The organism is Streptomyces sp. CRN 30 (assembly GCF_034105845.1).
Genome location: NZ_JAVRHI010000042.1, coordinates 1 through 11,160, shown reverse-complemented (window position 1 = coordinate 11,160; position 11,160 = coordinate 1). Strand labels below are relative to the sequence as shown.

Sequence of the window (11,160 nt, the reverse complement as noted above, 5' to 3'; positions counted from 1 at the left end):
ACCGGCTCCGGCCGCCCCGGCGCAGCCCGCCGCGGCCCCGGCCGCGCAGCCCGCCGCCACGCAGCCCGCCCAGGCCGCGCCCGCCGCCCCGGCCGCCCCCGCGGCCAAGAAGGCCGCACCGGCCAAGAAGGCGGAGCCGGCCACGGAGGCCGCCGAGGGACCCGAGCTGGTCACCCTGCGCGGCCCCTCCGCCGCCGTGGCGAAGAACATGAACGCCTCGCTGGAGGTGCCCACGGCCACGTCCGTGCGCGCCGTCCCGGTGAAGCTGCTGTTCGACAACCGCATCGTCATCAACAACCACCTCAAGCGCGCCCGCGGCGGGAAGATCTCCTTCACGCACCTCATCGGGTACGCGATGGTGCAGGCCATCAAGGCCATGCCGTCGATGAACCACTCCTTCACGGAGCAGGACGGCAAGCCGACCCTGGTCAAGCCGGAGCACATCAACTTCGGTCTCGCCATCGACCTCGTGAAGCCGAACGGCGACCGCCAGCTCGTCGTCGCCGGCATCAAGAAGGCCGAGACGCTGAACTTCTTCGAGTTCTGGCAGGCCTACGAGGACATCGTCCGCCGCGCCCGCGACAACAAGCTGACGATGGCCGACTTCACCGGCGTCACTGTCTCCCTGACCAACCCCGGCGGCCTCGGCACCGTCCACTCGGTGCCGCGCCTGATGCCCGGCCAGTCGGTGATCATGGGCGTCGGCTCCATGGACTACCCGGCGGAGTTCCAGGGCACCTCCCAGGACACCCTGAACAAGCTCGGCATCTCCAAGGTCATGACGCTCACGTCGACCTACGACCACCGGGTCATCCAGGGCGCCGCCTCCGGCGAGTTCCTGCGCATCGTCGCCAACCTCCTCCTCGGCGAGAGCGGCTTCTACGACGAGATCTTCGAGGCGCTGCGCATCCCCTACGAGCCGGTCCGCTGGCTCAAGGACATCGACGCCTCCCACGACGACGACGTCACCAAGGCCGCCCGCGTCTTCGAGCTGATCCACTCCTACCGGGTCCGCGGCCACGTCATGGCCGACACCGACCCGCTGGAGTACCAGCAGCGCAAGCACCCCGACCTGGACATCACCGAGCACGGGCTCACCCTGTGGGACCTGGAGCGCGAGTTCGCCGTCGGCGGCTTCGCCGGCAAGTCGATGATGAAGCTCCGCGACATCCTCGGCGTGCTCCGCGACTCGTACTGCCGCACCACCGGCATCGAGTTCATGCACATCCAGGACCCCAAGCAGCGCAAGTGGATCCAGGACCGGGTGGAGCGCCCGCACGCCAAGCCGGAGCGCGAGGAGCAGCTGCGCATCCTGCGCCGCCTGAACGCCGCGGAGGCGTTCGAGACGTTCCTGCAGACCAAGTACGTCGGCCAGAAGCGCTTCAGCCTGGAGGGCGGCGAGTCCGTCATCCCGCTGCTCGACGCGGTCCTGGACTCGGCCGCCGAGTCCCGCCTGGACGAGGTCGTCGTCGGCATGGCCCACCGCGGCCGGCTGAACGTGCTGGCCAACATCGTCGGCAAGTCCTACGCGCAGATCTTCCGCGAGTTCGAGGGCAACCTCGACCCGAAGTCGATGCACGGCTCCGGCGACGTGAAGTACCACCTGGGCGCCGAGGGCACCTTCACCGGTCTCGACGGCGAGCAGATCAACGTCAGCCTCTGCGCGAACCCCTCGCACCTGGAGACCGTCGACCCGGTCCTGGAGGGTGTCGCCCGCGCCAAGCAGGACATCATCAACAAGGGCGGCACTGACTTCACCGTGCTGCCGGTGGCGATCCACGGCGACGCGGCCTTCGCGGGCCAGGGCGTGGTGGCCGAGACCCTGAACATGTCGCAGCTGCGCGGCTACCGCACCGGCGGCACGGTCCACATCGTCATCAACAACCAGGTCGGCTTCACCGCCGCCCCGGAGTCGTCCCGCTCGTCCATGTACGCCACGGACGTGGCCCGCATGATCGAGGCGCCGATCTTCCACGTGAACGGCGACGACCCGGAGGCCGTCGTGCGCGTCGCGCGGCTCGCCTTCGAGTTCCGCCAGGCGTTCAACAAGGACGTGGTGATCGACCTCATCTGCTACCGCCGCCGCGGTCACAACGAGTCGGACAACCCGGCCTTCACCCAGCCGCTGATGTACGACCTGATCGACAAGAAGCGCTCGGTGCGCAAGCTCTACACCGAGTCCCTCATCGGTCGCGGCGACATCACCCTGGAAGAGGCCGAGCAGGCGCTCCAGGACTACCAGGGCCAGCTGGAGAAGGTCTTCACGGAGGTCCGTGAGGCCACCTCGCAGCCCGGCTCGGTGGCCTCCCCCGACCCGCAGGCCGAGTTCCCGGTCGCCGTGTCCACGGCGGTCAGCGCCGAGGTCGTCAAGCGGATCGCCGAGTCCCAGGTCAACATCCCCGACCACGTCACCGTGCACCCGCGGCTGCTCCCGCAGCTCCAGCGCCGCGCGGCCATGGTCGAGGACGGCACCATCGACTGGGGCATGGGCGAGACCCTCGCGGTCGGCTCCCTCCTCCTGGAGGGCGTCCCCGTCCGGCTGGCCGGCCAGGACTCGCAGCGCGGCACCTTCGGCCAGCGGCACGCGGTCATCATCGACCGGGCCACGGGCGACGAGTACACGCCGCTGCAGTACCTCTCCGAGGACCAGGCGCGGCTGAACGTCTACAACTCCCTGCTCTCCGAGTACGCGGCGATGGGCTTCGAGTACGGCTACTCGCTGGCCCGCCCCGACGCGCTCGTGCTGTGGGAGGCGCAGTTCGGCGACTTCGTCAACGGCGCGCAGACCATCGTCGACGAGTACATCTCGGCGGCGGAGCAGAAGTGGGGCCAGACCTCCGGCGTCACCCTGCTCCTCCCGCACGGCTACGAGGGCCAGGGCCCGGACCACTCCTCGGCCCGTGTCGAGCGGTTCCTCCAGCTGTGCGCGCAGAACAACATGACGGTCGCGATGCCGACCTCGCCGTCGAACTACTTCCATCTCCTGCGGTGGCAGGTGCACAACCCGCACCACAAGCCGCTGGTCGTCTTCACCCCGAAGTCGATGCTGCGCCTGAAGGCCGCGGCGTCGAAGGCGGAGGAGTTCACCACCGGCCAGTTCCAGCCGGTCATCGGCGACGACTCGGTCGACGCCGCCGCCGTCAAGAAGGTCGTCTTCACCACCGGCAAGGTCTACTACGACCTGGCGGCGGAGCGGACCAAGCGCGGCGTGAGCGACACGGCCGTCATCCGCATCGAGCGGCTGTACCCGCTGCCGGGTGCCGAGCTCCAGGCGGAGATCGCCAAGTACCCGAACGCCGAGAAGTACCTGTGGGTCCAGGAGGAGCCGGCGAACCAGGGTGCCTGGCCGTTCATCGCGCTCAACCTGATCGACCACCTGGACCTGGCGGTCGGCGCGGACATCCCGGCGGGCGAGCGCCTGCGCCGGATCTCGCGTCCGCACTCCTCGTCCCCGGCCGTCGGTTCCGCCAAGCGGCACCAGGCCGAGCAGGAGCAGCTCGTGCGTGAGGTGTTCGACGCGTGACCCGCTGAAGCCGGGTCGGCGTGCGAGGGCCCGGCCCCGGAGATCACTCCGGGGCCGGGCCCTCGCGCGTCGGTCGAAGCCTGAGATGGCACAGGCTCTCAGATGGGCTGCGGTTCGAAGTCCCAGTAGGGCTGCTGCCGGTTCATGATCTCCTCGATCCGCGGGTGGCCGGCGCCGAGCAGAGCGGTCAGCCGCGCCGTGACGTCCTGCCGCAGTGCCTCGGCCTCCGGGTGCTCGCCGAGCGCGGCCAGGTCCAGGGCGAGCCCGGCCCGCAGCCCGACGGTGAGGATGTGCGCCTCGCCCAGGGTGGCGACGGCCCGGTCGGCGGACTCCCGGCCGAGCGCCGCCGCCGCTTCCGTCTCCCCCGCGGCGGTCAGCGCGGCGACGGCGTTCTTGGCGCAGCCGATCGCCCAGGGGTGGTCGCGGCCGACCGCCTTCTCCATCCGCGCGGTGGTGCGCCGCGACAGCTCCAGCGCCGCGCCGGCCTCGCCCAGGTCGCGCAGGACGGTGGCCACGTTGTCGCGCGCGCCGATGGTGTACGGGTGCTCCTCGCCGAGCTGCTCCGCGTACCGCTCGGCGGTCGCCTCGGCCAGCTCCCGGGCCTCCTCGGTGTGGCCCAGTTCGCGCAGCAGCATCGCGTAGTCGCAGGAGACGAGGAGCGTCTCGGGGTCCTTCTCGCCGCGCCGGTCGAGCAGCTTGGTGCGGACGCCGCGCATCACAGTGTGCGCGAACTGGAGGTCGCCGACGCGCCGGGAGCACAGGGCGAGGTTGTGTTCGGCGTGCAGGGTCTGGCTGTGGCTGGGGTCCAGGACCTGTTTGTGCAGGCGGGAGTTGTGTCCCTGGATGGCGAGGGCCTCGCGGTAGTTGCCGAGGAGCCGCAGCGTCCAGGCGGTGCGCAGGGCCGAGTTCAGGGTGAGGGCGTGCTTGCCGCCCAGGACGGTCACCCGGGCCTCGAAGATCTTGCGGTGCAGGGCGAGGGCCTCGGCGTAGTGGCCCTGGAGGCCGAGGGTCATGGCGAGGTTGGAGCGCACGGAGAGGGTGCGGGGGACGTTCTCGCCGCCGAGCGCGGCCTCGGCGCTGGCGGCGGCCTCCTCGAAGAGGGCGCGTGCCTCGGCGTAGCGGCCGAGGGCCATGAGGGTGCCGCCGAGGCCGTCGCGGGCCCGGATCAGTTCGATGGGGCGGACGTCCGGCGCGGTGCGCAGCCGCCGTACGGTGTCACGGCCGATCTCCTCGGCCTCCCGGTAGCGGCCGAGCCGGCGGAGCATGTTGGCGAGCTGGTGGACGGCGACGAGGACGTGCCGGTCGGTCTCGCCGGAGACGGTCCGCCAGCGTGCGAAGGCGCTCTCGCTGAGCTTGCGCCCCTCGTCGTACTCGCCGCGCATCCGCAGGTACTCGATGCAGTTGACGACGAGTTCGCGCACGTCGTCGTCGGCGGAGTCCAGCGCGCCGGCCGGTTCGAGGTGCGGGATCAGCTCGGCGTAGCGCGGCCAGTTGGCGGCCGTGGAGGAGTCGCGGGGGTCGGCGGAGACCAGGACCCGGCGGGCCGCGGCCGAGTAGCGGGCGGCGTCCCGGGGGGACTGGATGGACCGTACGAAGCGGTGGAAGAGCCGGTGCATGCGCAGCGTGCCGACGGTCTGGGTGTCCATGCGGGGGCCCTGCTCGTACTCGATGCGCATGGAGGTGATCTCGGAGAGCCGGCGCAGCGCGGTGTTCCAGCTGCTGGGCTCGGCGACGAGTTCGGCGAGTTCGGGCGGGAGGTCGCCGTGCCGGGCGGTCTGCAGCAGCCGTACCGGGACCACGTCCGGGGAGAAGCAGACGAGCAGGTTGAGCAGGTGCCAGGCGTACTCGGAGCCGTCGCGCAGGGTGTTGACGAGTTTGGCCCAGGCCACCTCGAAGCTCTCCGGGTAGTGCCCGGAGGGCAGTACGCCGAAGCGGTCGGGGCGGCCGTCGCGGATGTCGCGGATGTAGGCGTCGACGGAGACGGTCGGGTTGACGTCGAGCCAGGCGGCGGTCTGGTCGAGGAGCAGCGGCATGTCCTCGACGGCCTCGGCGAGCCGGTCGGCCTGCTCGTCGGTGAGGCGTCCGGTGCGGCGGCCGACGAAGGCGACGCTCTCCCGGCGGGTGAACGCCGTCACGTCGACGAGTTCGGCGTGCGCGCCCCATTCGCCGAGCTGGGTGGTGACCAGGACGTGTCCGCGTCCTTCGGGGACGAGGTCGAGGAGCTGGTCTGGGGCGGCGGCGCCGTCGAGGACCAGCAGCCAGGGGCGGGTGGTGCGGTCCAGTTCCCGGCGTACGGCCTTGATGGTGTCGGCGAGGCTCCCGGCGTCGGGGAGCTGGAGTTCGGCGGCCAGCTCCGCGAACTGCTGGCGGGCGGTGACGCGCTGCCCGGCGGTGACCCACCAGACGATGTCGTACTCGCCGGAGAAGCGGTGGACGTACTCCTGGGCGAGCTGGGTCTTGCCGACGCCGCCCGGACCGCGCAGCGCGACGGCGGCGCCGTCCCGGCCGCCGCCGGTGAGTGCCTCGTACGCCCGTTCCAGCAGCTCGGTGCGGCCGGTGAACCGGCGGTTGCGGCGCGGGGCCCGCGCCACCTCGGGCGGGTCGTCCGGGAAGCGGGGGCCGCGGCGCAGGTCGATCAGGTGTGCGGGGGCCGGGATGTCGGCGCACTCCAGGACGCGGCTGCGGGCCACCTCAGGCCTGAGGCCGCGCAGTTCCACCGGGGCGAGCGGGATGACCTCGGCGGGCAGCGGCTGGGCGGTGACGCTGACGGCGGCGATGCGGTCCCGGTGCTCGGGGAGCATGCGGCGCACGGTGTCGGCCCAGCCGTCGAACCGGTGGTGGCCGAGACGCTCGTACCAGTCGTCGATGACCAGCAGGATGCGTCCGGGCGCGCCGAGCAGGTCGGTGAGCGCGTCGTCGGTCGGCGGGCGCCGCAGCGGGTTCCAGCGGGCCAGGGTGGTGGCCCGGCCGGCGGCCCGGATCTGGTGGTCGATCCACTTGGCCCAGGATTCGCTCTGCCCGGCGAAGACCACCGTGACGTGTCCGGGCTCCGTCACCATCTCGCAGTCCCCTCAACTGAACCTGGTCACGACTGAGCGCAGGTTATTCAATTGTGCGTCAAAACACCTCAGGAGCACCGTACTTGACGTCATCGTTGTCTTTCGGCGCGGCGGACCGTGCGGGCGAGGCGGTCCGCGACGTGCCGGACGAGCCGTTCCAGGTCGGCGCAGTACACGCTGGGGTGGCGGAAGCCGCTGCCGGGCGCGTACCGGTGGACGTAGTTGCCGCCGCCGCACACCGCGCCCACGGGGCAGGCCCGGCACTCGGCGGCCAGCGCGTCCGCGCCGAGCTGGCGGGCGGCGATCCCGGGGTGGCGCAGGGCCTGGTCGAAGGCGTGGCGGAAGACGTCGAGCCCGGTGCGGGCGGCGCCCCGGTAGGCCGAGCGGAGCGAGTCGACCTGCTCGATCGCGCCGTCCGTCTCCACGACGACGGCGGCCACCGGGGAGAGCCCGACGGCCTCGGCCCGGCCGGGCGCGCCGAGCAGCAGCGCGGTGATCTCCTCGAAGAGCCGCACCCGGGTGAGGGGTTCCGGCTCGTCCCACCAGGCGTCGAAGACGGTCGCGAGCCAGTCGCCGTACGGGGTGGCCGCCGGCCGGTGGCGGCCCGGCGGGCGCCGGTCGGTGCCGGGCGGCGGCCGGTCCCAGTTGGCGTGCGGCAGCAGCAGGTCCAGGCGTGGCGGGCGCAGCTCCGCGAGCGAGCGGTAGACGTCGAGCGGATCGCTGTCCAGGTCGACGGTGCACAGCAGACCGGCGTAACTCTCCGGCCGCTCGGCGAGCCTGCGGGCCGCGGCGTGGGCGGCGGGCCAGGACGGGCGGCCCGCGTGGTCCACGCGGCGCCGGTTGTGGGCGGCCCGGCCGCCGTCCAGGCTCAGCCCGACCCGGACGCCGGCCGCCGCCAGCCGGTCGAGGACCGGGCCGGTCAGGCGGGTGCCGTTGGTCTGCACGGTGGCGGTGACCCGGCATTCGGCGGGGACGGCCGCGCGGACGGCACCGGCGTAGGCGAGGACCGGTTCCGGGCCGGTGAGCAGCGGCTCGCCGCCGTGCAGTTCGATGCGGACGGCGTCCAGGCCGTGGGCGCGGACGTGCTCGGCGATCCGGTCGGCGGTGCGGCGCACGGTCGCGGCGCCGACCCGCGCGGGCCGCTCGCGCCAGCCGTCGTCCGGGCCCCGGTAGAGGTAGCAGTAGGCGCAGTCGAGGTTGCAGCGGCCGTGCACCTTGAGCACGAACTGGCGGAACGGGACCGGCCGGTGGGCCGAGACGTCGAGGCGGGCGTGCGGCCAGGCGGCCGTCACGGCGCGTCTTCGTAGTAGGCGACGACGGTGCCCTCGGTGGCGTCCCGGACGCGGAGTTCGGCGAGGACGGCGGCGAGCACGGGGTGGTCGGAGTGGTCGGGCCGGGGGATGACGGGCAGGGGTATGCCCGGGTCGTCGGCGGGGGTGGTCACTCGTCGGTCGATTCGTCGGGTGAGGCGGGGGCGAGGCGGGCGATGTCGGCGTCGAGCTGTTCGGCGGCGTACGGGTCGGTGGTGCTGTTCCGGGCCTGCCGGTAGTCGGCGAGGGCGGCGGCGGTGCGGCCGAGCAGTTCCCGTGCGTGTCCCCGGCCGCGCAGCGCCGAGGTGACGGCGTCGTCCAGTCCGGCCTCGCGGGCGTGCTCCACCGCCCGGGTGAAGCAGTCGACGGCCTGGCGCACCTGGGCGAAGAGACCCGTCCGCTCGTGCAGCAGCGTCTTCACCCAGCCGCGGTTGAGGTGGGCGAGGGCGGTGAACTCCGCGTCGTCGGCGCCTCGGGCGACCTCGCCGAACAGCCAGTCGGCCTCGTACAGGTCGGACAGCACCTGCTGGTGGTCGTAGCGCTGGAGGTAGGCCGCGCCCAGCGCCGCCCGGCGGCGGAGCAGGCGGGGGTCGTCCGGCGGGGTCTCCTCGGTGGCGCGGCGCAGGAGCTCCACGGCCCGGGAGGTGTCCGCGGCGGAGCCGGTGGCCTCGCCCCGCTCGGAGAGGGCGGTGCCGAAGTCGTCCAGCACCGCGGGCAGCCGCGGGTCGTCCTGCGGCAGCAGGGTGAGGGCCGCCTCCCACTCCCCGACGGCGCGGTCCAGGGTGTCCGGGTCGCCGGTGCGGTCGTGCTGCCCGGCAAGGGCGGTCGCCGTCCGGATGCGGCACTCGGCCACCAGGTCATTGTCGTCCCCGGCCGCCGTCAGGGCGTGGTGCAGGGCGTCGAGCCACGGGGGCGGTCCGGCCCCGTCGTGGACCCCGTCCGCGAACAGCTCCTCCGCCTCGGCGGCGTCCAGCCAGACACGGCAGCGCTCCGCGTCCGGCAGGGCGCTCCCCTCGCGCACGGCCGCCCGCAGGTCGTACAGGGCGGAGAGCGCGGCGTCGACCGACCGGCGCCGGTCGGGGAAGGCCGACGGCAGGTGTCCCCGGCCCGCGTGGTGCCGGGCGAGCGCCAGCCGCAGCCGGCCGCGCGCGGCGGACAGGCTCTCGTCGTCCGCGGCGAGCATGGCCGAGGTGGCGGCCTCCAGGGCCCGGTGCAGCTGCCCGGCGTACCACTCCTCGGGGTCGGCGGCGGGGTAGGGCCCTTCGGGGCCGTGCAGCCGGGCGCCCTCGACGGCGATGATGTCGCGCAGGTGGAGCAGTGCGAGGGCGGCGTTCTCCCGGCGGGCGAGGTCGTCGGAGCGCCGCCGGTCGCGCAGTACCTCGGTGAGGTCCCGGTCGGCCAGGTACAGCAGCACCGCCCGTGCGTAGTCCTCCGGCCGGTACGGTCCGTGCGCCGCCGTACGGGCCCACTCGCGCAGGCTGTCGGGGACGCCGGGGAACTCCAGCCCCCGGGCCGCGACCTCTATGGCCTGCTGCACGCAGATCATGCCCCGCACGAACGTGCCCCGCTTGCCGGGGGCGCGCAGCCCGCCGACCGCCTGCCAGGCGTCCCCGAGGTCCTCGGCGACCCCGCCGGCCCGCCAGCGCCGCAGCAGGGCGAGGGCGAGTTCCTCGGCGGCCCGGGTCCGCTCCTCGCCGGTGCGGGCCGCGTCGGCCGCCTGCCGCAGATAGGCGACCGCGCTGTCCAGTTCCCGGGGGAGTCCCTCCTCCTCGTACCGGGCGAGGGCCCGCGTGCCCAGGGCGAGCAGCGCCCCGGCGTCCAGTCCTGGCCGTACCCGGACCACCGGCATCCGCGCCCCGAGGTCCCGCAGCACCTCCGCCGACACCTGGGCGAAGGCCCGCAGCGCGGCGGGCTCCTCCGTGTCGGGGGCGGTGCCCTGGGCCAGTCCCGCGCCGGGGGTGACCGAGCCGCGCAGGAACGCCCCGGCCAGCGCCGGGAAGTTGCGGGCGCTGCGGCCGAAGCGCCGCTCCACATACGCGGAGCAGTGCTTGAAGAGCAGCTCGGCGTCCTCGACGGCCAGCCGGGTGCGCAGTTCCCGGGCGACGCCCGGCAGGAACTCGTAACCGATCGCGTCGGGGTCGTCGTCGGCGGCCGGCCGGCGGCGCAGCACCCCGCCGAGGAGCACCTCGGAGAGCACGTCCGGGCCGCTGCCGGCCAGCATCGCGTGCTGGACGAGCTGCATCACCGGCAGGTAGAGCGGTACGGCGGAGAGGTAGACGGCGAGACGGCGGGCCTCGGGGGACGCCGGGCGCCAGAACGCCCGGACCCGGTCCGCGCCGCTGATGTCCTCGGCGGCCCGTACCGGCGCCTCGGAGCGCGGGTGGCCGGCGCGGACCCAGCCGGCCGCGGCGGTCAGGGACTGCCCGGTAGCGCCGGAGACCAGCCGCGCCCAGCCCTCGACGGACGCGCGGCGCAGCGCCAGGACGGGCACGGGCAGCGCGTCCGGTACGGCGCTCGCCCGGCCCGTGGGCCGCTCGGGCAGGAACTCCAGCGCCCCGGCGGGCCCTTCGCGCCGGTGCAGCGTGCCGCGCCGGGCGGGCAGGTGGGTGCGCTGCCACATCCGCTGGGGCAGCGGCTGGACGACGGCCACGGGTGCCGTCGACGCCCAGCGGTGCAGCAGGCGCTGCATCCGGCCGCTGCGCCACATCGGTCCCGCGCAGTCGCTGAGGACGAGGGTCACGCACCGCCCGGTGGGGTCGCTGAGCTGCTCGGGGGCGTGCAGCGGGCCGGCCGGGGCCGCGGTGGCCGAGCAGCCGGGGCGGCCGTCGGGGGTCTGGTGCAGGTAGCGGAGCCGGACCTCGCGGAAGGCACCGGCGCGGGCGCAGACCTGGCGGAGTTCGTCGAGGGCCTGGCGCCACACCACGGTCGAGGTGGAGACGTCCATGAGGAGCAGCAGCCGTGCCTCGCGCCGCCGGTCGGTGCGGAGCACGGGCAGGACGAGCCGGGTCTGCGCGGCCAGTTCGGCGGTGGCCCGCTCGTCGAGGGTGCGCGGTACGGGGCGGACGGGCGCGCGGTAGCGCTGGAGGGGGCGTAAGCCGCGCTGGAGGGCGAGGGGTTCGGGCAGGGCGGGCGCGGCGGGGACGCGGACCGGTGCCATCCGGGTGGAGCCGCCGGGTCCGGCGTTGCCGGGCGCGAAGAGGCGGGCGCTCTCGGGCGGGCGCGGCTCGTGATCCTCCGGCGGCGGGGCGGACCGGGGGCGCGGGGCGGA

At 74.0% G+C, this 11,160-nt stretch carries 5 protein-coding genes; 1 reads left to right on the top strand and 4 read right to left on the bottom strand.

What is annotated here, in order from left to right; genetic code table 11:
• Positions 1-3,523: multifunctional oxoglutarate decarboxylase/oxoglutarate dehydrogenase thiamine pyrophosphate-binding subunit/dihydrolipoyllysine-residue succinyltransferase subunit (locus UW392_RS04325; protein WP_320773508.1), on the top strand; the 3,523-nt coding region annotated here is incomplete at its 5' end.
• 98 nt (positions 3,524-3,621) lie between these two features.
• On the opposite strand, the gene fxsT is transcribed toward UW392_RS04325, so the two are convergent.
• The 4 genes from fxsT to UW392_RS04305 form a co-directional block, all read right to left on the bottom strand.
• Positions 3,622-6,582, bottom strand: coding sequence for an FxSxx-COOH system tetratricopeptide repeat protein (gene fxsT / locus UW392_RS04320; protein WP_320773507.1), 2,961 nt, complete (start codon positions 6,580-6,582; stop codon positions 3,622-3,624).
• An 89-nt stretch (positions 6,583-6,671) separates the two neighbouring features.
• Entirely contained in the window at positions 6,672-7,874 is a 1,203-nt protein-coding gene (locus tag UW392_RS04315; RefSeq protein WP_320773506.1) for an FxsB family cyclophane-forming radical SAM/SPASM peptide maturase, read from the bottom strand.
• A complete protein-coding gene (locus UW392_RS04310) occupies positions 7,871-8,026 on the bottom strand; it encodes a hypothetical protein (RefSeq protein WP_320773505.1) in 156 nt (51 codons plus the stop codon). The genes UW392_RS04315 and UW392_RS04310 overlap by 4 nt, the downstream gene beginning before the upstream one ends.
• Positions 8,023-11,160, bottom strand: a 3,138-nt coding sequence (locus tag UW392_RS04305) for an SAV_2336 N-terminal domain-related protein (RefSeq protein ID WP_320773504.1), incomplete at its 5' end; no start/stop codon positions are given. The genes UW392_RS04305 and UW392_RS04310, both read right to left, overlap by 4 nt.